General features: G+C 60.7%; 17 protein-coding genes and 1 pseudogene. 9 read left to right on the forward strand and 9 right to left on the reverse strand.

What is annotated here, in order from left to right:
• The first annotated feature begins 63 nt into the window (after window positions 1–63).
• Window positions 64–1749, forward strand: a complete 1686-nt coding sequence (ettA, locus tag F1563_RS11665) for an energy-dependent translational throttle protein EttA (protein ID WP_002527119.1) — start codon at window positions 64–66, stop codon at window positions 1747–1749.
• Between the two features lie 109 nt (window positions 1750–1858).
• On the opposite strand, the gene F1563_RS11670 is transcribed toward ettA, so the two are convergent.
• The 4 genes and pseudogenes from F1563_RS11670 to F1563_RS11690 form a co-directional block, all read right to left on the reverse strand.
• A complete protein-coding gene (locus F1563_RS11670) occupies window positions 1859–2572 on the reverse strand; it encodes a hypothetical protein (RefSeq protein ID WP_002527118.1) in 714 nt (237 codons plus the stop codon).
• The gene (locus F1563_RS11675) at window positions 2569–2910 is read right to left on the reverse strand and encodes a PadR family transcriptional regulator (RefSeq protein WP_002527117.1); all 342 of its coding nucleotides are present in this window, start codon (window positions 2908–2910) and stop codon (window positions 2569–2571) included. The genes F1563_RS11670 and F1563_RS11675 overlap by 4 nt, the downstream gene beginning before the upstream one ends.
• A gap of 77 nt (window positions 2911–2987) precedes the next feature.
• Window positions 2988–5872: pseudogene (locus tag F1563_RS13730) on the reverse strand (FAD-binding and (Fe-S)-binding domain-containing protein).
• 4 nt (window positions 5873–5876) lie between these two features.
• A complete protein-coding gene (locus F1563_RS11690; protein ID WP_007433579.1) occupies window positions 5877–6416 on the reverse strand; it encodes a MarR family winged helix-turn-helix transcriptional regulator in 540 nt (179 codons plus the stop codon).
• Between the two features lie 134 nt (window positions 6417–6550).
• Here F1563_RS11690 and F1563_RS11695 point away from each other — a divergent pair, with 134 nt between their 5' ends.
• On the forward strand, window positions 6551–8458 hold the full coding sequence (locus F1563_RS11695; RefSeq protein WP_002527113.1) for an AMP-dependent synthetase/ligase: 1908 nt from the start codon (window positions 6551–6553) through the stop codon (window positions 8456–8458).
• Window positions 8455–9300 carry an acyl-CoA thioesterase gene (locus tag F1563_RS11700; RefSeq protein WP_002527112.1) on the forward strand — a complete coding sequence of 282 codons (846 nt, stop codon included), beginning with the start codon at window positions 8455–8457 and terminating at the stop codon, window positions 9298–9300. The genes F1563_RS11695 and F1563_RS11700 overlap by 4 nt, the downstream gene beginning before the upstream one ends.
• 7 nt (window positions 9301–9307) lie before the next feature.
• Here the strand turns inward: F1563_RS11700 and F1563_RS11705 are convergent, their stop codons facing one another.
• On the reverse strand, window positions 9308–10981 hold the full coding sequence (locus tag F1563_RS11705) for a glycoside hydrolase family 13 protein (RefSeq protein WP_007433578.1): 1674 nt from the start codon (window positions 10979–10981) through the stop codon (window positions 9308–9310).
• A gap of 73 nt (window positions 10982–11054) precedes the next feature.
• Entirely contained in the window at window positions 11055–12503 is a 1449-nt protein-coding gene (gene gnd / locus F1563_RS11710; RefSeq protein WP_002527110.1) for an NADP-dependent phosphogluconate dehydrogenase, read from the reverse strand.
• Between the two features lie 708 nt (window positions 12504–13211).
• On the opposite strand from gnd, the gene F1563_RS11720 reads away from it, so the two are divergent.
• Window positions 13212–13394, forward strand: a complete 183-nt coding sequence (locus F1563_RS11720) for a hypothetical protein (protein ID WP_036958265.1) — start codon at window positions 13212–13214, stop codon at window positions 13392–13394.
• Between the two features lie 71 nt (window positions 13395–13465).
• Here the strand turns inward: F1563_RS11720 and pepN are convergent, their stop codons facing one another.
• Window positions 13466–16087, reverse strand: a complete 2622-nt coding sequence (gene pepN, locus F1563_RS11725) for an aminopeptidase N (protein WP_002527106.1) — start codon at window positions 16085–16087, stop codon at window positions 13466–13468.
• 222 nt (window positions 16088–16309) lie between these two features.
• Here pepN and F1563_RS11730 point away from each other — a divergent pair, with 222 nt between their 5' ends.
• Window positions 16310–16798 carry a mycothiol-dependent nitroreductase Rv2466c family protein gene (locus F1563_RS11730; RefSeq protein WP_227432011.1) on the forward strand — a complete coding sequence of 163 codons (489 nt, stop codon included), beginning with the start codon at window positions 16310–16312 and terminating at the stop codon, window positions 16796–16798.
• 199 nt (window positions 16799–16997) lie between these two features.
• Complete coding sequence (gene ligA, locus F1563_RS11735) at window positions 16998–19220, forward strand: NAD-dependent DNA ligase LigA (RefSeq protein ID WP_002527104.1); 2223 nt, start codon at window positions 16998–17000, stop codon at window positions 19218–19220.
• A gap of 118 nt (window positions 19221–19338) precedes the next feature.
• Here ligA and F1563_RS11740 read toward each other — a convergent pair whose 3' ends face one another.
• Entirely contained in the window at window positions 19339–20628 is a 1290-nt protein-coding gene (locus tag F1563_RS11740; RefSeq protein ID WP_172623718.1) for a GNAT family N-acetyltransferase, read from the reverse strand.
• Window positions 20629–20698: 70 nt separating this feature from the next.
• On the opposite strand from F1563_RS11740, the gene F1563_RS11745 reads away from it, so the two are divergent.
• Window positions 20699–21172: a ribose-5-phosphate isomerase gene (locus F1563_RS11745; RefSeq protein ID WP_002527102.1), complete on the forward strand. Its 474-nt coding sequence runs from the start codon at window positions 20699–20701 to the stop codon at window positions 21170–21172.
• Here the strand turns inward: F1563_RS11745 and F1563_RS11750 are convergent.
• Window positions 21161–21400, reverse strand: a complete 240-nt coding sequence (locus F1563_RS11750) for a hypothetical protein (protein WP_007433575.1) — start codon at window positions 21398–21400, stop codon at window positions 21161–21163. The genes F1563_RS11745 and F1563_RS11750 overlap by 12 nt on opposite strands.
• A gap of 92 nt (window positions 21401–21492) precedes the next feature.
• Between F1563_RS11750 and F1563_RS11755 the strand changes: the two genes are divergently transcribed.
• Together F1563_RS11755 and F1563_RS11760 are read left to right on the forward strand one after the other, a co-directional pair.
• Complete coding sequence (locus tag F1563_RS11755; RefSeq protein WP_002527100.1) at window positions 21493–22311, forward strand: Fpg/Nei family DNA glycosylase; 819 nt, start codon at window positions 21493–21495, stop codon at window positions 22309–22311.
• A 93-nt stretch (window positions 22312–22404) separates the two neighbouring features.
• Window positions 22405–23679: a hypothetical protein gene (locus F1563_RS11760; RefSeq protein WP_002527099.1), complete on the forward strand. Its 1275-nt coding sequence runs from the start codon at window positions 22405–22407 to the stop codon at window positions 23677–23679.
• Window positions 23680–23795 lie beyond the last annotated feature (116 nt).

Consider the following 23795-nt stretch of genomic DNA (forward strand, 5'->3'; position numbering starts at 1 on the left):
ATACTGTGCAGCGGCCGGCGAAGTGCCGACCGCCCCGTTCTCGCAGATTCTGGAGGAGTGCCGATGGCCGAGTTCATCTACACCATGCACAACGTCCGAAAGGCGGTGGGTGACAAAGTTATCCTTGACGACGTCACGCTGTCGTTCTTCCCGGGCGCCAAGATTGGTGTTGTCGGACCGAACGGCGCTGGCAAGTCGACGATGCTCAAGCTGATGGCTGGACTCGACAAGCCAAATAACGGCGACGCCAATCTTGCCAAGGGTGCCACCGTCGGAATCCTGCTTCAGGAGCCCCCACTCACCGAAGACAAGACCGTTCGCGAGAACGTTGAAGAGGCCGTTGGCGACATCAAAGCCAAGCTGGCACGGTTCGAGGAAGTCTCCGCCGAGATGGCCAACCCCGACGCTGACTTTGACGCCCTGATGACCGAGATGGGTGAGCTGCAGACGGAGCTCGATAACTCCAATGCGTGGGATATCGACACCCGTCTTGAGCAGGCCATGGATGCCCTGCAATGTCCTCCTGGCGACACCCCTGTTGACGTCCTGTCAGGTGGCGAGCGTCGTCGCGTCGCGCTATGCAAGCTGCTGATCGAACAGCCCGACCTCCTGCTCCTCGACGAGCCCACCAACCACCTGGATGCCGAGTCCGTGAACTGGCTTGAGGGTCACCTCAAGTCTTACCCGGGTGCTGTGCTAGCCGTCACTCACGACCGCTACTTCCTTGACCACGTCGCTGAGTGGATCTGTGAGGTCGACCGCGGCCAGCTGCACCCCTACGAGGGCAATTACTCGACCTACCTGGACACCAAACGCAAGCGTCTCCAGATTGAGGGCAAGAAAGACGCCAAACGCGCCAAAATTCTCGAGAAAGAGTTGGAATGGGTGCGCTCCTCGCCCAAAGCCCGTCAGGCCAAGAATAAAGCCCGCCTGGCCCGCTATGAGGAGATGGCTGCCGAGGCCGAGCGCAACCGCAAGATCGACACCGCCGAAATCAACATCCCGCCGGGTCCGCGTCTAGGCAACGTCGTGCTGGAGGCCGAGCACCTCTCCAAGGGATTCGGCGATCGCGTCCTTATCAAAGACCTCTCGTTTACCCTGCCGCGAGCCGGCATCGTCGGTGTTATCGGCCCAAACGGCGTCGGCAAGACGACCCTGTTCAAAACGATTGTCGGGTTGGAGAAGGCTGACTCTGGCTCCCTCAAGGTCGGCGAAACAGTCAGCTTCTCCTACGTCGACCAGAACCGCACCGGTATCGATCCGGAGAAGAACGTGTGGGAGGTTGTTTCCGACGGGCTGGACTACATTAAAGTCGCGAACTTTGAGGAGCCCTCGCGCGCCTACGTTGCCAGTTTTGGGTTCAAGGGCCCGGACCAGCAGAAGAAGTCGGGGGTACTTTCCGGTGGTGAGCGCAACCGTCTGAACCTGGCTCTCACCCTCAAACAGGGCGGAAACGTCTTACTCCTTGACGAGCCGACCAACGACCTCGACGTCGAAACCCTCTCAAGTCTTGAAGATGCCCTGCTGGAATTCCCCGGCTGTGCCGTGGTGGTCTCCCACGACCGCTGGTTCCTCGACCGCATTGCCACCCACATCCTGGCTTGGGAGGGTGAGGACGAGGACGGCGTACCGCGCTGGTTCTGGTTCGAGGGCAACTTCGCCGACTACGAGGCCAACAAGATCGAGCGCCTTGGCCCGGAGGCCGCGCGTCCACACGCCTCAAGGCATCGTCGTCTGATACGCGACTGAGCGAAGGGCATGAATCGGTCCCGGACTGTCATTTAGCCCGGGACCGAGACTAGTTGTATCCCGGTGCGTCCCGGGCCATTCAGACATGGTTCATGGGGCGCGGGTTCGGTTAGGCCAGGAACCAGGCCAGTGTTGCGAGCACCACGGTGAAGGCTGGCAGGATCCAGACGGCCGTGACGTCGGTGCGCTGCTTGGGAGTGGTTGATCCCGGTGCGACGATGGGGTCACTGAGGGGACCCTCTGACAGGCTTATCCCAGTGCCGATTACCGTACCGGCCGCTCCCGTTGCCACGACGGCCCATGCCGGAAGTTGGCCGACGACTCGCGTTAGCACGATTGGTGGGATAACAAGTGCGCCGAACCAGAGGGCGGTGACGAACACAGCCCACGGCATGGCCTTACGGGTTAGAGCGCGCAGCAAAGCCGAGGCGCGCACAGACAGGATCACCCATGGGATCAGGACGAGTGCTGCTGTGACGATCATCCCCATGGTGATATCAACCCGATGGTGGTGGCGCAGTGCCACGATTCCTATCGGGATCAGGATCACTCCAATGGTCTGTGCCGCAGGAGCCGTGACGGCACCCACCGTCGACGTAGGGCGGGCACCGGCGCTGGTGGCCAGCGCCTGGGCGTAGGAGCGTGGATCGCCAAATGCGGTCTTCGCCGACTCTCCCGATGAAACGACGTGGGCATCGATTTCGGCAAGTGCATCCCCAATCGTTGTCCCATCGAGGTTCGCGAGACGGGCCTCGACGATAAAGGCGTTTGTCCACTCGGGGTCGACGTGGGGCGCATGGGTGCGTTCGAGTGCGTGGTTCATGATGCTGATCCTTCGTCGAGCAGTCGGGTGACGGTGGCGGAGTAGCGCTGCCAGCTTGCGGTGAGCGCCATCAGGCGTTGGCTTCCGGCAGTATTGATGAGGTAGAACTTTCGGCCCGGTCCGGCTTCGCCGGGTCGCCACTCGACGTCAACCAGACCGGCGCCTTCCAAACGTTTGAGTAGTGGGTACAGGGTGCCGCCCTTGACGTCGGCGAATCCAGCATCGGTGAGCCGGGCCGCGATGTTGTAACCGTAGGTAGGGCCGTCGGCCAGGATGCGCAGCACGCAGAGGTCGAGAACGCCTCGCTGCCATTCGGACGGCCAGTGGTTATCATCCATGACTACATCATAACTGTTACTAGTATGTCTGTCTATCTAGTTGGGTATGGCAGAACCCGAGGGCGGAGAATGAATTGTCACCTCACGCGCGAGGCGAAGAGCTCGGAGAGGGTCAGAGCACGCCGTCCAGTGAGGTCCGAGACTTGGCGTCGACACGAGAATCCGTCGGCCAAAATGATGGCCTGAGAACCAGCCTCCTCGATGGCTGGCAGCAGGTCATGCTGAGCAACCTTCACCGAGAAGTCATAGTGGCCCTTTTCAACACCGAAGTTCCCGGCATAGCCGCAGCATCCGCTGACGACCGTGACGGTGGCACCGGCGGCCTCGAGGAGACGCTTATCGGGGCTGAACCCGAGGATCGACGCGTGATGACAATGGGGCTGAGCGACGACGGTGTGGCCTGCTAGCGAGGGTGGGGTCCACTGCGCTGCCTCAAGCATCTCGGCGACGGTATGCATGTTTCTGGCTACCCGGTGAACGCGCGGATCATCTGGCAGGAGGCGGAGTGCGTCATCACGCCAGACGGTGGTGCAGGACGGCTCTAGCCCAACGACTGGGACGCTGGCGTCGGACAGGGGTGCCAGCACGTCGAGACCAGCGCGCAGCCGACGCCGAGCACCGTCAAGTTGACCGGTAGTGATCCACGTCAACCCGCAGCAGACGTTGTCGGCGAGGACCCGTGGGCGATAGCCGGCCTCGGCAAGCACCGTGACTACCGCCGAGAGATCCGATCCCTCGAGCATGTCGGAGAAGGAATCCACCCAGATCACAACATCGCCCTTGTCATGGTTGCGGCGGGTCCGGAAACCCGGTGAGGCTGAGTCGGTCCTGGTGGCAGACGAAGGCGACGTGTCCTGATCCGTCACGATCTCTTCAACCGAGGCGACCTGTGGGCTAGCTAACCTGGCCGAGGCCTGGAACCGGGGGAGGGGACGACGCTGGTCCACCCCAGCTGTCCATCTGGCAAGGCGTGCGAAGACCGGTACCGACAGCACCGCGTTGGCCAGGGATGGCACTCCTGGGACCCGAGTGAGCACCCGTTCCCAGCGGGGAAGCAACCCCATCGTCAGGTGAGAGCGGGGGCGCGGCCGGTGACGGTATTTCTCGTCAAGAACCATGCTGCGGTAGCTGGCCATGTCGATTCCGGTGGGGCAATCTCGGGCGCACCCCTTGCAGGCCATACACAGATCCAGCGCCCGTTCCACCTCGGGAGAGTCCCAGCCGTTAATGAGAGTGCCGTTGACCATTTCCTTGAGCACGCTGGCCCGACCTCGCGTGGAATCGACCTCAAGCCCGGACGCTTGGTAGGAAGGACACATCACCCCGCCAGGGGCGGTACGGGCGATGCACTTTCCCACCCCGGTACACCGATGGACGTCGGCGGCGAACTCGGGGTGCGACATGGCGATCGGGGAAAGAGCCGATTCGTGGGTCCTAATATCGGCCTCTACCGGTGCCGGATCCACCAGAATGCCCGGGTTAAACAGGTTGTCCGGGTCGAGGATGGCCTTGACCTTGGAGAACAGGCCGAGAGCGTCGGGGGAGTACATCGAATCCAGCAAGGCAGACCGAGCCCGGCCGTCGCCGTGTTCCCCAGAGACCGAACCCCCATGCCGGGCCACTAGCTGAGCCGCCTCCGTAACGAAGGAGCGATAGCGCTGTGGCCCATCGGGCTGATCTAGCGGGAAATCGATGCGACAATGCAGGCATCCTTCCCCGAAGTGTCCGTAGGGCAGACCGTGTAGGCCATGATCGTCAAGCAAAGCCTCGAAGTCGCGGAGATAGGTGCCGAGATCGCGGGCCGGAACGGCCGAATCCTCCCACCCTGCCCAGGCTGGCTTATCAAGGCTGACCCCGGCTAGACCTGCACCATCTGCGCGGATTCTCCATAGCGCCGCAGCCTGGCTGGGATCGGAGACCACCCATCCAGGCACCCGCTGGCGGCAACCATCTCTTGGGCCCGCGAGACCACCTCGGTCTCCTTATCGCCGCGCAGCTCCAAGAACATCCAACCGTCACCCCGGGGAAGGCCGGGAACCGGTCGCCCTGCCCGCGACACCACGTCAACGATCCGGCGACCAAACCCTTCGCATGCGACCGGCGAGAACGGCAAGAGGGCAGTCACGGCGTCAGCGGCTTCAGGCATGGACGGGTATCCCAGCGCGACGGTCAACCCGTAGGGAGCCTCGCGAACCAGCTGCACGGTGGCCCGCGTCACAATGCCCAATGTGGCCTCAGTGCCGGCAACGAAGGCGGGGAAGTTGCGGCCATGTTCCGGCAGCAGCCATTCCATAGAGTACCCGGAAACCTGACGGGAAAAAGCCGCAAACTCGGTCCGGATCGTCGCGAGATTAGCGTCTGCTAGATCCACCAGGCGTTGGGCGAAAGGCACAGTGAGGTCTCCACGGCGCAGGGTCGTTACATGGCCGTCAGCGGTGAGGAGGTCGAGATCAACGATGTTGTCCCCAGTGCGGCCATACCCCAGCGCACGCGGCCCACAAGCATTATTGCCAATCATCCCACCGATGGTGCAGCGGGTTGATGTGGAGGGGTCCGGGCCAAAGCGTAACTGGTGCCGGGCCCCCGTCTGCTGCAACCAGTCCTGGACGACACCAGGCTCGACGACGGCGGTGCGGGCTTGAGGATCGAGGGAGAGTATGCGGTTGAGATAGGCCGAAGTGTCGATAATCAGCCCGGTTCCCACCGCGTTGCCAGCGCAGGTCGTACCGGCTCCTCGGGTGGTGATGGGCAGGCCTACCTGACGTGCCGCCGTCACAAGGACAGACAGCTCGTCAGTGCTACGGGGACGGGCGACAGCGGTAGGGACGACGCGGTAGATCGAGGCGTCGGAAGAATAGAGAGCGCGCGCTAGCCGGGAGTCGTCGAGGATTTCCACGGCCGAGGTATCGAGACCTCTGAGAGCCGATCGGAAGTCCTGGAGAATGTCCGTGGTGGCCGTCATGACTTCAGTCTGGCACGCAGAGCACCGCTCTCATGGCCCGTCCCATGGCTGCGAAATCCTTGGGGTCGACCGGGTCGACGAAAATGTGGCGAACTGCACGGGCATGGTCGGGGGCGGCCTGACGCAGCAAGTCCATCCCGGCAGGGCTCAACCGGGCCACCACCCCGCGACGATCCCGGGCATCGGGTTCTCGCGTGACGAGTCCGCGACCCTCCAGTCGCTCAACAGCATGGGTAAGTCGAGACCTCGACTGATGCACCTCGGTGGCAAGCACAGACATCCGCACTGCGTAGCCGTCAGCTTCCGAGAGGCTGGCCAGGATCTCGTATTCGCACAGCTCTAGGCCGTGGAGATGTAGATTCTCTGAGAGGTACGAGGTGATACGCGCGGACCCGAGAAGCCAAGCTTTCCAGACGCGCTGTTGCTCGATGCTCAACCAGGGATTAGCAGCCGACCTCCCCATCTGAGGCTCGGCATCATCAAATGCCTCGTTGTCACCCTCATGAATGCTGCGCCTAGAGCCGCCCTGTGACATGATCATCATCGTACTCGTGGCGCTTTCCGCCCCACTCCTGTCGACAACCGCCCATAGCTGATACCGGGAGTTGTGGGGACTGGCCAATGAAACATGCAATAGCGTGGCAGAAGTCATTTTTTGACTGAGGAGAGGGTGAATTCATGAGCCGTATCAGTGACGAGGAGTCTCTTGCTGTGCAGAGGAAGCTCCTCGCGGCTTCGGCAAAGAACTTTGCGGCGATGCTTGATCGTCAGGCAGATGCTCATCCCAACTGCATTGCATTCTTGACGCCCTCAGGCCCCGACGACGGGCCCAATACCTGGCTTCCGATGACCTTCGCTGAGTTTCGTCGCCAGGCCCACGAGGTTGCTGCCGGGCTGATGGAACTAGGTCTTCCCCGTGAGGGGCGCGTCGCCCTGCTCTCTGGGACTCGTACCGAGTGGATCATTGCCGATATGGCCATTTCCTGCGCAGGCGGCGCAACCACGACGATCTACCCGAATTCGGGGCCAGAAGAAGCCAGCTTCATCCTGGTCGACTCAGACTCGTCCATCCTGTTCGTCGACTCGACGGCTCAGGTTGCCAAGATTCAGGGGCGCCCCGACGTTGACGCGGTCGTGCGTCACATCATTAGCTTTGTCGACGACTCTGAGGAGACCGGGGTCAGCGATGACCGCCTCACCACTATGGCTAACGTCATCGCTCACGGGCGGCGTCGTCTGGCTGTTGAGCCAGATCTTGTGCGTCGCATGATCGACTCGATCGAGCCCGAGGACCTATGCACCCTGATCTACACCTCAGGCACTACTGGCACCCCCAAGGGAGTTGAACTGGCTCACCGCGCCTGGACCTATATGGGGCAGGCGTGGAAGAGCCTCGATGTGTTCCGAGGCGGGGATGTTCATTTGTTGTGGTTGCCGCTTTCCCACGCTTTTGGTAAATGCCTTATCGCAATTTGCGTGGAGATTGGCATCACTCAGGCCGTCGAGCCGCGCATTCCGAGATTGGCCCGTAGCCTTGGCGAGGTTAAACCCCGGGTCATGTGTGGTGTGCCCCGTATTTTTGAGAAAATCCGTGCTGGGGTGATGACGGCCTACCCGCAGGGACGTTTGGCGAGCCGAGTCTCGAGGTGGGCCTTTGCTGCTGGCCGGGACGCACAGCGGTACCGTCGTACCAGTGACCGATTGCCGGTCACCTTGGCCGCCAGGCTGAAGATTGCTGATGCGCTGGTGTTCTCCACCTTGCGCCGCAAACTCGGCGAAATCGAGTTCATGATTTGTGGTGGTGCTAAACTCTCTGAGCAGGTGCAGCAGTGGTTTTTCTCGGCTGGGATTCCCATTGTTGAGGGGTATGGGGCTACCGAGATCGGAGCGGTTTCTTTCTTCAGTGGCTCTAACGCTATTCGTTCGGGAACTGTGGGGCCGGTCGCGCCGGGATGTCTGGCGCGCATCGCAGAGGATGGTGAGGTTTTGGTTGCTGGGCCGATCGTGGCACGTGGCTACCACAACCTACCCGAGAAGACCGTCGAGGCATTCACAGATGGCTGGTTCCACACCGGCGACATTGGTGAATTCGATGAAGAAAACTATTTGCGTATCACGGATCGTAAACGGGACCTTTTTAAGACCTCTGGTGGCAAATACGTCGCCCCGCAGAAGGTCGAGGCCACTCTCATGGCCAACTGCCCGTACCTGTCTAACGCTGTCGTGCTGGGCGAGGGGCACAAATACGCCGTTGCCCTCCTCGCCCTCGATAAAGACGCGCTCATGACTTGGGGCAAGAGACACGGCAGGCCTGATGCCAACTATGCCGAGCTCTCCGCAGACCCTCGTGTGCGTCGAAGTATTCAGGTGTACGTCGATCGGGCGAATTCGCGACTTGAACGGTGGGAGACCGTCAAGAAATTCGCCATTCTTGACCACGACCTGACAGAGGATGCTCACTCGATGACGACCAGCCTCAAAGTGCGTCGTGGGGTGGTGGCTGAAAAATACTCCTACCTCCTTGACGAGATGTTCGCTGACGAAAACGATCAACCAGGCGCAGCACAGGGAAGCGACGCGTCATGACCGGAGCTGTCGTCGTCGATATTCCACTGCGCTGGTCCGATATGGACGCGCAGGAGCACGTCAATAACGTTCGTATTAGCGAGCTTGTGCAGGAGTCACGCAATCAAGCGTTCTACACCAACGGCGCTCAGGAGATGCTTGAAACCGGAATTGTCGTCGTCAGTCAAGACGTGGAATTTTTCGCTCCCTTCGTGGTTGATGGTAGCCCGTTACGCGTAGCTGTGGGGTGCTCCCAGCTCGGCGCAGCCCGGACCGTCCTCAACTATCGCGCCTGGCACCACGACGTTGAGGTCGCTCGTGCGCGGGGAATCATCTGCCCCTTCGATTTCGAGACCGGTCGTCCCCGACCCCTCACCGATGGTGAGCGTGGCGCGTTCGAATCCATGAAAGTCGAGTCACAGCAGTGGAAGCCCATCACAGTGGTGGACGTGTCCGAGACAGGCGACATTGTCGAGGTACCAATCCGCTGGTCCGATGTCGACCGTCAAGGCCACGTCAATAACGTGAGTCTGGCCGGGTACCTGCAAGAAGCGAGAATCCTGGCGACGACGTCGTGGTCGCCAGGAATGGGACGAGCTGGTGACCATCTATGGGTCGTTGTGCGTCAAGATATCCGGTTCCGTCGCCAAGTTCTACCGGCCCAGCGGTCATGCCGAGTTCATACCGCCCTGACACGGCTCGGAACGTCGTCAATAACGTTGGCCGGATCGATCGCCACCCAAGAAGGATCAGCCCTCGACGCCGCCACCGTGCTGGTCTGTGTAGACCCGGAGACGGGTACCTCAGTGCCCATCGACGACCAAACAAGGCAGGCCTTGTCAACCCACCTCGTCACCGTGTGATCGACGTTCAGACTCGCAACCAGACGGCCTGGTCGCGCCCGACCGATACCGTCTTGCCTTGGATCTCCAGCGGAATCGACGATGCCATGACCGCGTCAGCGTCCACTGTCACCATTTTGGTGCCGAAGTTGACGATGCACCGGAAGCCTGGCTCGCGGGAAAAGTCGAGAACCTCGTCGCTGGACTCGTTCCACGTCATCGTTCCCGCACCCAATGCCGGGTTGACATGGCGCTCGACGAGCAGGGTGCGATAGAGGACAAAGAAGGACGACGCATCCTGCTGTTCAGATTCGACGGTCCACTCGGCCCAATTGCTCGGCATGGGGAGCCAGGTGTTCGCGGATGTTGACCACCCATAGGGGGCGTCGGTGCCGCTCCACGGCATGGGAACGCGACACCCGTCACGACCGCGATCTGTGTGTCCAGAGCGTTCCCAGGTGGGGTCTTGAAGGGTTTCTTCGGGAAGATCCTCAACCTCCGGCAGGCCAAGCTCCTCGCCTTGGTAGACATATGCGCCCCCAGGTAGGGCCAGCTCCAGCATAACGGCTGCCCGGGCTCGACGCCGTCCCAACGTCACATCGGTAGGGGTGCCATGGAACTGGGCGTGCGGAGCCGACTGATCGGAGAAATCCAGCCCGGAAATCTCCTTGCCGTAACGGGACACTGGGCGGAAGCTGTCGTGGTTACCAAGCACCCAGGTGGCACTAGCACCCACTGACTCGTGAGCTGCTAGCGAGTCGGTGATTGTGGTGCGAAGCGAGCTGGCTTTCCACGCCGAGATAAGGAACTCGAAGTTAAAGGACGTGTGCAGCCGGTCTGGCTCGAGGTATCGGACCAGACGGTCATGGGGGAGGTAGGCCTCGGCAACGAACATTCGGGGGCCCTCGGGAGTATCGGCGTATTCGTCGGCGATAGCGCGCCAACGTCGCTGAATGGGCGCAAGCCCGGGCTGATCCCACATCGGGCTATCTCCGACGAGCTCACCGAATTTTTGGCCGTCGGGGAGGTCCGGCAGACCAGATTCCTTGACCATCGAGTTGGCAACATCGATGCGGAAACCATCGACTCCGCGGTCGAACCAGAACCTCAGCACCCGGTCGAACTCCTCGAGGACGTCGGAGTTCTCCCAGTTCCAGTCGGGCTGGGAGGCGTCGAAAAAGTGCAGGTACCACTGACTGGGGGTGCCGTCAGGCTCGGTAATGCGCTCCCAGGCGCAGCCGCCAAACACTGAAGGCCAGTTGTTTGGGGGAAGCTCGCCGTTCTCGCCACGGCCATCACGGAAGATGTAGTGGTCGCGTTCCGGGGAGCCAGGAGCTGCGGCCAACGCCTCCTTGAACCATGGATGCTCCTGGGAGGAGTGGTTTGGGACGAGGTCAATGATGACCCGCAGACCCAATTCGTGCGCCCGTGCTACGAGGGCGTCAGCATCGGCAAGGGTGCCAAAGTCCGGGTGGATGTCACAGTAGTCGCTGACGTCATATCCGCCGTCAACCATAGGGGAGGGATACCACGGTGAGATCCACAGGGCATCGACACCCAAGGTGACGAGGTAGCCGAGGTGGTTGATGATGCCAGGCACGTCGCCGATGCCGTCTCCGTTCGAGTCGGCGAAGCTACGTGGGTAGACCTGGTAGACGACGGCGGACTTCCACCAGTCGTTGGTCGTGGGGGAGGTGGTCATGGGGTCCTCATGGGGTTGTTGTGGGGCAGGGACGAGGTGGCGGTCACGAATGGCTGCCACTGTGAAAGCAAGATCAGTCGGCGCGGACTTCGCGACCGTCGCCTGACCAGTTAACGTGCCAGGAACCTTCATCGTCGATCCGACGGTACGTGTGGGCACCGAAGAGGTCACGCAGGCCCTGGGTAAGTGCAGCGTTAAGACGAGGGGCTCGAACTTGGTCGTAGTAGCCCAAGGCTGAGGAGAACCCCGGAACTGGAACGCCGGCCTCGACAGCGCGGGCGACGACCCGGCGCCACGCTTGCTGGCAGCGTGCAAGCTCGGCCCTCACGGACGGGGCCTCAAGGAGGGTAGTGAGGTCACCGGCGGCGTACTCGTCCTTGATCCGTTGGAGGAGACGTGCGCGAATAATGCAGCCGTTACGCCAGATTGACGCGACTTGGCCCATATCGATCTCCCAGTGGTACTCGGCGGCCGCGGTACGAATCTCATCGAGACCTTGCGCGTAGGCCACCACCTTCGCCGACCATAAGGCATCACGGACGTCGTCGATGAAGGCCTGCCGGTCCGCAACAGTGATGGTGTGCTCAGGCCCCTCAAGGGCTTGCTGGCCGACTTTGCGTAGCAGCACGGCGCTGGAGACGGACCGGGCGAAGACGGCCTCGCTGATAGTGGAAACGTCCCCCCCAAGCTCAAGAGCAGTCTGGACGGTCCAGGTGCCCGTTCCCTTCATTCCAGCCTCGTCACGTATGACGTCGAGGAGGTCTGTAGCGGGGTCGCGAGGATCCCTAGCACGCAGCACTTGGGAAGTGATTTCGACGAGGTAGGAATTGAGGTCGCCATGGTTCCACGATTCAAAGACATCGGCGGCCTCGGCATTCGTCAGACTGGCGGCACGCAGTAGAGCGTGAGCCTCGCCAATAAATTGCATATCGGCGTACTCGATGCCGTTGTGGACCATCTTGACGAAATGTCCGGCGCCGTCAGTACCCATCCATGCGCAGCAAGGCTCGCCGTCGACCTGGGCGGAAATCTTCTCCAAGACCGGTCCGATGGCGTCGTAAGACTCCTTGGACCCGCCGGGCATGATTGACGGACCCTCAAGGGCACCGACCTCACCGCCGGAGATGCCGGTGCCGACATAATGGATGCCGGTGGGGCGAATGGCCGCCTCACGGCGGCGGGTATCACCAAAGTAAGCGTTACCACCATCGACGAGGACGTCACCAGGCTGGAGGAGAGGGGTGATCTTTTCAATGACAGCATCAGTGCCGCGGCCCGCTTTGACCATCATGACGATGCGGCGCGGGCGTTCGAGACTGGCTACAAAGTCGGCCAGGTCGTGGAAAGGCAAAAATATTCCTTCGCTGCCATGCTCGGCTATCACCTCATCGGTACGTGACGAAGTGCGATTGTAGATGGCGACGCGGAAACCTTTATGGGCCATATTGCGGGCCAAGTTAGAGCCCATGACAGCCATTCCAATGACGCCGATCTCGGCGGTCTGCAGCGCAGTGTCACTCATGCGATTCCTCCCGGGGACTGGGGGCATATGCGATCCTGGTTGTCACGTCAGCGGCGGTGGCAACAAAGGGATATCTCAACCAGTCTAGTGCTGGCCACAGGCACCTCACCTCCACCAGCGTTTGTGTGACCGTCGGTCTCGCGGTGACTGTTGCTGCTTCACTGACCCAGCGCCGCCAATGCCGCACCTCAGCCGAACACTGGAGTTAGCTCCCAAACCGGCTGCAAAGCTAACACCGTCATCCTTGCCCCTCCTTCGGTAGGACCGGCCTCCTCTATCCCGATGAACTTCCTCAAGGACCAGGAACCACTCGCGTTGCCGCCAGGATCAACTTGCTCAGAGGCGAGACGTTGATATTCGCACCTTTCCCTACAATTCGTTTTGGGTGACTGGGATATTGACTTACGCCGAGTAGAGCCAACATGACATTGTTAGGGACGTCAATATCATCAAGAAAAGTGACAATAAGTGTCCTGCGACCCGATTCCATTTCTACAGCTGGTCGGAGGGTGTCGATGTTCTTAGCCACGTGACCTAGGACATTTCCCAGAGCAGAGGGCCCATTCCCGCCGAAAATTTGTGGATCCGCTGCCTTCATAGCCAGCCCTTCCAAGGCTCATGCAAAGGAAGTTGCCAATTACCCGAGGACGTTGGCTGGCTCGATTCCTAGTCGATGCGCGGTATGGTCATGGGCGTTACGCTGAGTTCATGATTGATGCGCTGGTCTTCGTGCCCATGAAAACTTTGCCCGGCTGGCCCGAGGCCAACTACAGCTCCGTTCACCTGTTCATGCTGTGCGTCGTGTGGCCGATCGCCACTGCCGTCCTCTTCACCCTCACCGGGTGGGGAGTGCATTTCGCGAAGGGGCGCAACACCAAGGATTCTGACTGATCTTCAACCAGCTGTCTGACGACGATAACAGTGGCCTCGAATACACGATTCGAGGCCACTGTTATCGTCACTCACCAGTCTCGCCCGCGGCTAGCCTCCTGGCAGCGCAGCGTGCGGCGGGCGCTATCAGCGCGTTCAGCAAGAACGCGACGGACCGTGCTGCCGAGGTCATTCTCGGAAACCCAGCCGTCTAACTTGCTGAGCCAGGAGGCGTCGATAACCTCAGTATTCGGGAACAGCCACATCAAGGCGTTCTGCACCTGGGCGTGACCTGCCTTGGCCCACTGACCCTCGCGGGAATCAATAGCCTTGCACAACTTAAGATATGGATCGACGTACGGGGAGAGAACCTCGGTCTGATCAGGCTGAATGAACTGCATGACCAACTGACGGTAGGTCTCATTGGGCACCGAGTCATCGGTGGTGGCACGCTGCCAGGCCGCCTGTTTGGCTGCGGTTGTCGGTAGTGCGGCACGAGCCCCGGCGGCCTGCTCGGAACCAGAGATGGTGTTATCTCGCTGCAGCTCGGCGTCGATTTCGTCTTCACCGACCTGGCCCATCCTGGCAAGCGCAGTGACGATGTGCCATCTCATGCCCTGGTCGATATCGAGCCCTTCTGGGACCTCCTCCCCCGATAGCCACCCCTTGAGCAGGTCTGCGGCCTCTGTGGTGGCTGCAGCAGCCAAACCGTTGGCGTAGGCAACTTGGTGGTCGGAACCGGGCTCGGCATCTCGGAGGCCAGTCGCGAGGATGGCGATGAGACGGTCGCGGACCTCCTGACGAGCTTCGGCGCTGGTGTACGTGATCGCGGCGGTGGCTGCCTGGCGGATGAGCGTCGTTACGGCGGTGAGGTCGGATTCGTTGGGTAGACCCTTGCCAACCAAGGTGACGTAGTCCTGAGCGCGCATTTCGGCGTCGCGGCACATGTCCCACGCCGAGCCCCAGCACAGTGCGCGGGCTAGCGGATCGGACAGGGCGTCGATGTGGTCAATGAGGGTGGCCATCGAGTGATCGTCCAGACGTACCTTTGCGTAAGTGAGGTCGCCATCGTTGAGCAGCACCAGATCGCCACGGGCATGCCCAACGAGGGCCGCGATCGGGGTGCGCTCGTCGTGTATGTCCACATCGAGTCGCTCCGTGCGAACCAGCGTGCCGTCGGTCAAGGTGTAGATGCCGATTCCTAGACGGTGAGTGCGCAGGGTTGGGTATTCCTCGATGGCCGTCTGGATGACGTCGAAACGAGTGAAGTTGCCATCCTCGTCGATGTCGTAGTCCGGGCGAATTGTGTTGACCCCGGGGGTGCAAAGCCACTGGTCGGCGAAGGTGTATAGGTCGCGTCCTGACGCTATCTGAAGCTGGTGCAGCAGGTCCTTGAGCTCGGTGTTCGAGAAGGCGTTCTCGGCAAAATAGGTGCGGACCCCGGTAAGAAACTCGGCTTCTCCCACGAAGGCCACCAGCTGCTTGAGGGTCGATGCACCCTTGGCGTAAGTGATTCCGTCGAAGTTCTGTTCGACGGTGTCAAGGTCGACCATATCGGCTGCGATGGGGTGCGTTGTCGGCAACTGATCTTGGGTATAACCCCAGGTCTTGCGCTGGTTGGCGAAAGAGACCCACGGGTTGGTGCCGCCATGTTTCTCGACGATCTTTTCCTGGCAGTGGTGTGAGGCCCACTCGGCGAAAGACTCGTTAAGCCACAAATCGTCCCACCACTTCATTGTGACGAGATCGCCAAACCACATATGGGCAAGCTCATGGAGAATGGTGTTATCGCGGTTTTCGTATGCAGCCGAAGTGACGCGGGAGCGGAAGAGTAGATCATCGCGATGAGTTACACAGGCGACGTTTTCCATGGCGCCCGCATTGAACTCCGGAACGAAGGATTGGGTGTATTTGTCGAACGGGTAGGGGTACCCGAACTCGGCTTCGTAGACCTCGAATCCGCGCTGGGTGGTGGTTCGGATACGGTCGGCATCGAGGTATTCCTTCATCGACTGACGGCACAGAATATTGGCATCAATTTCTCCAGACGCGGTATGGATTGTCCCGTGATCCACGTGATATTCCCCCGCGATGAGAGCCGTGAGGTAAGTCGAAATTGGGAGGGTGGGTTCGAAAGACCAGCGCGACATCCCCTCCCGCGGATCTTCGGTCGGTTCCGGGGTGGGGGAGTTAGAAACGATGACCCAATCGGTAGGTGCAATGACTTGCAGTTCGAACGTCATTTTTTGGTCGGGCTGCTCGAAGTTGGCATACATGCGCCTGGCGTCAGCAATCTCGAACTGGGTGTACAGGTAGACCTTGCCGTCGGCGGGGTCAACAAAACGATGTAGGCCCTCACCGGAATGGGAGTAGCGGCACAGTGCGGTGACGGTGATCTCATGGGTTCCCGGCTCAGCCGTGAATGGGAAACGATTATGTGAAAATGCGGCGGGATCCAATGGGGTGCCGTCGAGGTCGGCAGCATAGACGCCCTCAGCAATGAGGTCGAGATGACTCTCTCCGCCCGTCGATGAGAACTGAATTGTTGAGGAGGAGACGAAGGTTTCAGTCGGTTCGCTGAGCGGGTCGCCATTGGGATCACGTCCGGAAAGATCAACGAGCACCTTGGAGCTGTGCGCCGTGATGACCTGGGAGCGCTGCTGCGCCTCCTGACGAGTGATGTTAACCGAACTCATCATGCCTCCGTGAAACATGCGTTAGTTATGAGCACACGAAATGCACCCAACAATTCCTTTGAGACTCTATCGTTCTCACCTTTGGCTGTCTCGCGGATGCGGAACTGCGGTCTGTGCCTATACTGCGCCATACGCGAACAATGCAAAGGTTCGTCGTTGCCTGGATAAGCTTTCACGGGTGGCTGATGCCGTGACGGCGACAGTTGATTTTGGTTTGATCCAGCTTGCCCGTGGGCGTGGATGACGTCGCGTTGGATGCTCGGGGTAGAGAAAGTCCGTGACGTCCACACCGTCTTCCACGCCATGAGTCTGGCCGTTCTCAATGAAGGATGCGACCTCTCCGACGACTATCGCGCTCAGACGGATAAACCGCGGATTGGTTCGCAGGTCGCGACTGGTGTGGCGCAGGTGCATGGGCAGGGGTCGTTCGTGGTTTTTACACGGCGCTGGGAACTCGCTACCACTTCGGCAAGGGGGGGAGCGCAGTGTCGAGACAGTCAGGCTGTCCTGGCCGAGTGCGGATGCGACGAGTCGATCGCTGGGTGCGCGACCACGGATAAGTTCGATGAGGTTATGCGCGCCTCCCACCATCAGGGCATGGATCCGGTCGGACAGGACGTCGGCGCCCCGGTTATCCATATCAACGGTCTGGCTTTGTTCGGTCCGGTGGTCTCTCCGGTGCCTAAAGGCGAGGAGGCTGGCGAGCTTTTGGTGGCTTTGAGAAGGTGACGGTCTACCTCGGTTTTCGAACTTAAACGGACTCGCACCGTAGGTCCGATCTTTGATGGATACGCGTTCGATTGTCGCGTCGATAATCAAGGAAGCCAAGACCTTAAGCAGTTCACATTGCCTAGGCAAGAGCTTCTGCAATGAGCCTGGACGACAGTCGGTGAGTGCACAAGTATGTGAACTGCGCAAGGATGGGACCATGGTTGACGATTCCACCCGAGGTGGCGAGTTGGAGGCGAGTGAGGCGGGGGCCGAGGCGCGTCACCGTTGGACTGAGCTGGCCCAGCGCATCCTTGACGCCCAGGACGCCTACTACGCTAACGACGCTCCTACGATGTCTGACGCCGCATACGACCAGCTCATGGTCGAGCTTAAGAAAGTGGAGGACGACCATCCGGAGTTACGCAGTCCCGACTCGCCCACTCAGCGGGTCGGGGCTCCACAGCGGGTGACAGATTTCGCCCCGGTTGAACACCTCGAGCGGTTGCTGAGTCTGGACAACATCTTCACCCGGGATGAACTGTCAGAATGGATGAGCAGGGTCGTTGCCGCCGTCGGAAAGATCCCCGGTTTCCTTTGCGAACTCAAGATTGACGGGTTGGCGGTCGACCTCGTGTACCGGGACGGGCAGTTGATATCCGGGGCGACGCGGGGGGATGGCCGTATCGGCGAGGACGTCACCGCGAACGTGCGTACTATCGCGGCGATACCCCAAAAACTGACCGGTGACGATGTCCCTAGGCTGCTCGAGGTGCGTGGCGAGGTGTTTTTCCCGGTCGCTGATTTTGCCGACCTCAACGCTGCTCTCATCGAGGCAGGCAAGAACCCTTTCGCTAACCCGCGCAACGCGGCTGCTGGTTCGCTGCGGCAGAAGGACTCTCGGGTGACGGAGTCCCGGCCCCTATCGATGATCGTCCACGGTATTGGGGCGGTGGAAGGCCACGATTTCCCCAGTCAGGGACATGCGTACGACAAGCTCGCGCAGTGGGGATTACCCGTCTCGCCGTACTTCAAGATCGTGGAGAACGCCGATGAGGTGCACGATTTCGTGACCCATTGGGGCGAGTCTCGCGACGAAGCCTCCCACCAGATCGACGGGGTGGTGATTAAGGTTGATGATGTCTGTCTGCAGCGCAAATTAGGAGTCACGTCGCGGGCTCCCCGATGGGCCATCGCATACAAGTACCCGCCGGAAGAAGTCAACACCGAACTCCTTGACATCCGCGTCAGTGTTGGGAGGACCGGGCGCGTCACCCCCTATGGGGTCATGAGACCGGTCACAGTTGCTGGATCCACCGTCGAGATGGCTACCCTCCATAACGCTTTCGAAGTTAAGCGCAAGGGGGTGCTCCTTGGTGACACCGTGGTTCTACGTAAAGCTGGTGACGTTATTCCGGAGATCCTTGGCCCTGTTGTGGAGCTGCGCGACGGCAGCGAGCGGGAATTTTCTATGCCCGACCGCTGCCCGAGTTGTGGGACGGAGCTAGCTTACGAAAAGGATGGTGACAAGGATCTTCGCTGCCCCAATGCCAAGGGTTGCCCCTCTCAGTTGCGCGAGCGGGTCTTCGGGTTAGCATCGCGCGGTGCCCTCGACATTGAAGCCCTCGGTTGGGAGGCGGCTATTGCCCTGACCGATCCGGAAAACCAGCGTCCGCAGGATGAGGAGGCCGCTGAGGGACTCCCAGAACGGCAGACGGCAGTGCTCAGTTCCGAGGCCGGTCTGTTCGACTTACAGCCCGACGACCTTGCCGGGGTCAAGGTATGGCGTCGCAGGAAAGTTAGCGGTAAGCTGAGCCCCTGGCAGCTCGAGCCCTATTTCTTCACCAAGGCGACGGCGAAAAAACCTTCGGTCCCGACCGCCACGACGAAGAAGATGTTCGACGAGCTGGCGAAGGCCAAGTCACAACCGTTGTGGCGAGTGCTAGTTGCTCTGTCTATCCGTCATGTCGGACCGACAGCGGCCCGAGCCTTGGCTACCCACTTCGGGTCCGTTGAGGCGATCCGAGAAGCGTCCGTCGAGGAACTTGCGGGAGTTGACGGAGTCGGTGAGATTATCGCCGAATCGGTCAAACGATGGTTTGACGTCGAGTGGCATCAGGAGATCGTCAGTCGATGGGCCGCAGCCGGAGTGCGGATGGCCGATGACCGCGACGAGGCCCCTGAGCAGACCCTCAAAGGGCTGACTGTTGTCGTCACGGGAAGTCTGGAGGGATTTAGTCGTGACGAGGCTAAGGAGGCCATCGTCTCGCGTGGAGGCAAGGCGGCGGGGTCCGTCTCCAGGAAGACCGACTACGTCGTCGTAGGGGAAAACGCAGGATCCAAAGAGACCAAAGCGCGAGACCTGGGCCGTCCCATCCTTGACGAGGCCGGATTCCGGTATCTCCTTGACAACGGCCCACAGGGAGTCACAACCGTCAGGTAGGGGATCTGTGTGGGGCTACCGAGCTGGTAAAGGTTGCCGGGGAGGGCACTGTCTCGGTGAAGCACCGTGGACCGGGTAAAAGTGCCCAGTCCACGAATACCTCAAAATCACGAATACCTCAGAATTCCGAGATGTTATGAGCGACGTCGACGGTGGAGAACATCCGGTCGACCGCTGCGATCTGCTCGTCAGTGCCAGTAATGCGGTGAGCAGCGGCCAGCGAGAATCCCCGGCCCATTCCGAAATACAGCGACCCGAGTGCGGCCACGTCAAGAGCGGCGGCATCGGTCGAGTCGTTGACCTTCGTGACGGTCGCGGGTGCCCCCGGAGCCTCGACGTCGACCCGCCAGGTGCCTTCGGCATAACTCATCGGGTCGACGACGTGGAAGGTGACCGAGCCCTGATGGTCCCAACCGCGCACCGCCATCGCCTTCTCGACGTCAAGGATGCGCAACCAGCCGAGATCGGTATGGCGGGTGAACTTCACCACTCGAGGGTCTTCCACCGCCCACGGCAGCGGGGTGGCGGGGTTAACTTTCGGTGCCTTGATCGTCTCGACAAGGTCAACTGAGGCCAAGAATTCCCACAGCGCGACCTCCGCGTTCGGGGTGGTGGCGACCATGTCGAGGATGGTGATCTGGGAGCCGAAATCCTTGTCGATCTCGTAAGAGACGACGCCGTCGGGCTCGCCTTCATCGTTGTGATGGACGATCGAACGGACACGACAGTTCGGGCCGCCCTTCTGAGAGTCCCAGCGCCCGGAGGCGAAATTGACGTGCCACGGCTGGCGGTTGTGGGATCCGCGGTGGGCTCGGTGGAACTCGGAGAAGACTTTGAGACGCAAGTCGTCGATAGCCAGCGGATCCGCCATCGACACCGTTCCGCTCGGGGTGTGGTTGAGCTTGAACCGACCGTCGGCGACGATCTCGACGTTTTGGGCACGGGTCGAGATGCCGTATCCGAAACGTCCGTAGATGCTGCCCTCGGTGGCGGTCAGGGCGGCAAATGCCAGACCCTCCTCCTTGGAACGGGTCAGGACGTTCGTCATAAGGGTGCGCAGCAGACCGCGACGGCGGTGGCTGGCGCGCACGGTGACGTCGGTGATAAACATGGCCGGCTCAAGATGGTCATGACCGGTGTTAATGGTGCTCGGGTACGCGTCCATCGTCGCGACCGGAAGCCCGGGGAATTCCGGATCAGGGTCAGGCTGGCGGATCGTCCACAGCTGTGCACCCTCCACACAGGTGGCGTAGTGCTCGAGCTCGGCGTCAGAGGGCCGGGCCAGGTGAAACCCCAGTGCTACGGCGCGCAGCACATTGTCGACCGCCTCGCTGCGAGAACCATCGCTGGTGACCAGTTCCAGACGGTAGGGGTCGGGGACCTGAACAGATGAGGTGCTTTCAGCCATAACCGTCACGCTATCGGAAATGATCCCGTCAACGGCACTGACGGTTAGGCCCAGATGCCATGATGGAGGCATGACCTTCAAGCCTTCACATGTTCACATCGGCACCGACCATGCGGCCTTCGAGCTCAAGGAGTACCTCGTCGGCAAGTTGACGGAAGCCGGATACCAGGTTGTCGACCATGGCGCGGCTAGCTATGACTGTCAGGACGATTACCCCGACTACTGCATCCCGTGCGCCCAGGCCGTGGTAGCCGAGCCGGGGTCACTTGGCATCGTGCTAGGAGGTTCCGGCAATGGTGAGCAGATCACCGCGAACAAGGTCAGGGGAATCCGCGCCGCACTGGCATACACCGTCGAGATCGCCGAGCTGGCACGTTTGCACAATGACGCGAACATCGTGTCTCTGGGGGGTCGGATGCAGACCCATGAGGAAGCCTGGCAGATCGTCGAAACCTTCCTGACGACCGACTTCTCTCACGAGGACCGCCATCAGCGTCGTATTGACATGCTCACTCGCTGGGAGGACGAGGGCTCACTGGGGTAAGTCTTTCTGCTCTGAATCATTGAGGGGGCTGGCGGTGGCTCGGCGTCGAAGATCCGCCAGTACCATTTTCCACTCCTGACCCGGCTCTGGCATCTGAGATTCACCAGAGGGTTCTGGCTGCTCGACAAGTTCACGTGCCCTCATAGCACGGTCTCCATCGAGGATTGGCCCATGACCACGCCGGTGTCCGTGGGCTCGGTGCTGTTTGCCGGGGTTAGTGGCATTCATGAGACCATCCTGCCCCAAATTGTCGTACTTATTCGACTTCCACGACGCCATGACCACCTATCTGCCATAACCAACCATCCGAGAGGACAACCATGCCTGAAGGCCACGTCATCCATCGTCTCGCCAATGCCATTGGCTCGGCCTTCGCCGACACACAGGTCGAGGTGACCTCCCCGCAAGGACGGTTCGCCGAGTCTGCGGCCATGCTGGATGGAGCATTGCTCACCTCGGCTCAGGCATGGGGAAAACATCTCGTCGTGGATTTCGACAATCATCGTCCTGACCACCTGTTGCACATCCACCTGGGGCTTATTGGCAAGCTGACCGTCGGGCCGATAGTTCCCGTCGTCGGTCAGGTGCGGTTACGTATCACCGATGGCGTTACTGCCGCTGATCTACGTGGTCCGCAAATGTGTGAGCTCATCAGCGACGACGAGTGGGGAACGGTCGCAGCCACCATTGGCCCCGACCCCATCCGCGACGACGCAGATCCAGACATTGCCTGGGACAAGGTACGACGATCGTCACGACGAATCAGCGATCTGCTGTTAGATCAAAAGGTCGCGGCCGGTGTTGGCAATATCTACCGAGCTGAGGTGCTGTTTCGTCACCGCATTGATCCGGTGACCCCGGGCAAGCAGATTTTCCACTCGACATGGCTGGCGATGTGGGATGATCTGGTCATGCTCATGCGTGCCGGGGTTGAGGCAGGACGCATCGATACCGTGCAGCCAGAGCACACCCCGGAGGCGATGGGGCGGCTCCCCCGGGTAGATCGTCATGGCGGTGAGGTGTACGTCTATCGGCGTGAGGGTCAGCCGTGTTTGGTGTGCAATACGCCGGTGAGGATGATCGCACAGGGAGGGCGTCACCTGTTCTGGTGCCCACAGTGTCAGCGTCGGCATCACTGATGGTTGTCTCTGGAGGTTAGGTTGAACTATGTCACCGTCGGTCCGCCGTGGACACTGGTGTCATACCAGGAGTCTGGTGACGAGTCTTCGCGGATGTGGACCCACCCATGCGGAGCGGTCCTTTCGGTCCAGTTACGCCAAGGAGATGCGGTGGAACTCGTCGCCGGGATCACCATGCCTCCCAGTGCCGAAGACGCTGAGGTGACGGTTCCCGGTCCGACCTGGGCTCTCGATCAACCGGTCCCAGCCATCGTCTGGGTCGCTGGGGCTAGCGGAATCGTCGTCACCAGAAGCGCCGGCGACGATGCGGTATTGACAGTCTGGCGTCAAGACATGGGAGATTGCCACCCCGTTGACGAGGGGGTCAGTTTGCTGGGTGCCGAGATACCGCTGTCTCCAGGCAACGCCCGGATGGCTTTGTGGCGCGGCCGGTCGGCGGACACCGTTGCAGAGGCAGTGGAATGTCTTCCCGAGTGGTTGCCGCCTGAGACGATCGTTGATCCGCCTGAGGAAATAATGTGTCACACCCCTGATGCAGGCATCCTTATCGACGGAACCGACCACACCAGTGAAACGATCGGCCCGCTGCCGATGGGGGCTCACGACCTCGTCATCTACGAATCCCGTGGTGCTACCAGGGTGATGATTGGATGGTCTCCCGGCCTCGCGACGGTCGTTGGTGCCCGTGTCGACGAGATCGTCTCGAGTTTTGATCCACGCACCGTTACAGGTCCGCAGATGTGGTTGCTTATGAATGCAGTCGGCATGAGGGTTGCGCCATTCGAGGCCCTCGACATGGCTGCCGAGGGTCTGGAAAACGTCTTGTCACGGCCCTTTAGAGAAGATGACGACCACGTCGCCAAGCTCCTGACCTGTTGCGCTGCCTTCCGGTTAGGCCACCGCTTGGGTGATCCCGAGCTTCGTGACGAGGGGCTGCGTCGGTTGTGGGATCTTCCAATGGATGAGCCAGGCACCTTCATGTCCCGGTGCATAGCTTCAGCTGAGCTGGCCGAGTTCGTTCCGGGTGGAGACTGGGTCAACATCACCTCAGATGATGGAGAGGATCCGCTGGTACGCGCGGAACGAGCCATGTGGACGGGGCGTTTCGGTGGCCGGGACGCTGACGAGGCGGTTTGGGAATTGGGAGCCTTCCTGCCCGCGATTCCTGGCGGACCGCTCTATGCTGACGGACACCGGATGCCCCGTCGCCGCGCCGCCCTCGCTCACGCGATGACGACGGTCTGGCCAGAGGACTTGACGAGCGCATTTGGTCCTATGCGGGTAGGGGAGTTACGCCAGCGTACGGCGCGTCGCTTGCTCATTAGCGAGCACCTTGACGACGAGGATCTGGCACTTCTCACCTGGTGACGCACAGGTGGGTCTGCGTCGTCGGGGCGGCAGGATCACCGCGCCATGTTGGGAATGCCTCATTCTGCCTCCCGGTCAGTATTTTCAGTAGGCAAGTCCGGCTGTTCCGGCGGTGA

The sequence above is a fragment of the Cutibacterium modestum genome, from assembly GCF_008326345.1.
Taxonomy (GTDB): domain Bacteria; phylum Actinomycetota; class Actinomycetes; order Propionibacteriales; family Propionibacteriaceae; genus Cutibacterium; species Cutibacterium modestum.

Coding starts and splice junctions, on each gene's coding strand:
- ettA (WP_002527119.1), top strand. CDS start 64: ATGGCCGAGTTCATCTACACCATGCACAACGTCCGAAAGGCGGTGGGT.
- F1563_RS11670 (WP_002527118.1), bottom strand. CDS start 2,572: ATGAACCACGCACTCGAACGCACCCATGCGCCCCACGTCGACCCCGAG.
- F1563_RS11675 (WP_002527117.1), bottom strand. CDS start 2,910: ATGGATGATAACCACTGGCCGTCCGAATGGCAGCGAGGCGTTCTCGAC.
- F1563_RS11690 (WP_007433579.1), bottom strand. CDS start 6,416: ATGATGATCATGTCACAGGGCGGCTCTAGGCGCAGCATTCATGAGGGT.
- F1563_RS11695 (WP_002527113.1), top strand. CDS start 6,551: ATGAGCCGTATCAGTGACGAGGAGTCTCTTGCTGTGCAGAGGAAGCTC.
- F1563_RS11700 (WP_002527112.1), top strand. CDS start 8,455: ATGACCGGAGCTGTCGTCGTCGATATTCCACTGCGCTGGTCCGATATG.
- F1563_RS11705 (WP_007433578.1), bottom strand. CDS start 10,981: ATGACCACCTCCCCCACGACCAACGACTGGTGGAAGTCCGCCGTCGTC.
- gnd (WP_002527110.1), bottom strand. CDS start 12,503: ATGAGTGACACTGCGCTGCAGACCGCCGAGATCGGCGTCATTGGAATG.
- F1563_RS11720 (WP_036958265.1), top strand. CDS start 13,212: ATGATTGATGCGCTGGTCTTCGTGCCCATGAAAACTTTGCCCGGCTGG.
- pepN (WP_002527106.1), bottom strand. CDS start 16,087: ATGTTTCACGGAGGCATGATGAGTTCGGTTAACATCACTCGTCAGGAG.
- F1563_RS11730 (WP_227432011.1), top strand. CDS start 16,310: ATGACGTCGCGTTGGATGCTCGGGGTAGAGAAAGTCCGTGACGTCCAC.
- ligA (WP_002527104.1), top strand. CDS start 16,998: ATGGTTGACGATTCCACCCGAGGTGGCGAGTTGGAGGCGAGTGAGGCG.
- F1563_RS11740 (WP_172623718.1), bottom strand. CDS start 20,628: ATGGCTGAAAGCACCTCATCTGTTCAGGTCCCCGACCCCTACCGTCTG.
- F1563_RS11745 (WP_002527102.1), top strand. CDS start 20,699: ATGACCTTCAAGCCTTCACATGTTCACATCGGCACCGACCATGCGGCC.
- F1563_RS11750 (WP_007433575.1), bottom strand. CDS start 21,400: ATGAATGCCACTAACCCCGGCAAACAGCACCGAGCCCACGGACACCGG.
- F1563_RS11755 (WP_002527100.1), top strand. CDS start 21,493: ATGCCTGAAGGCCACGTCATCCATCGTCTCGCCAATGCCATTGGCTCG.
- F1563_RS11760 (WP_002527099.1), top strand. CDS start 22,405: ATGTGGACCCACCCATGCGGAGCGGTCCTTTCGGTCCAGTTACGCCAA.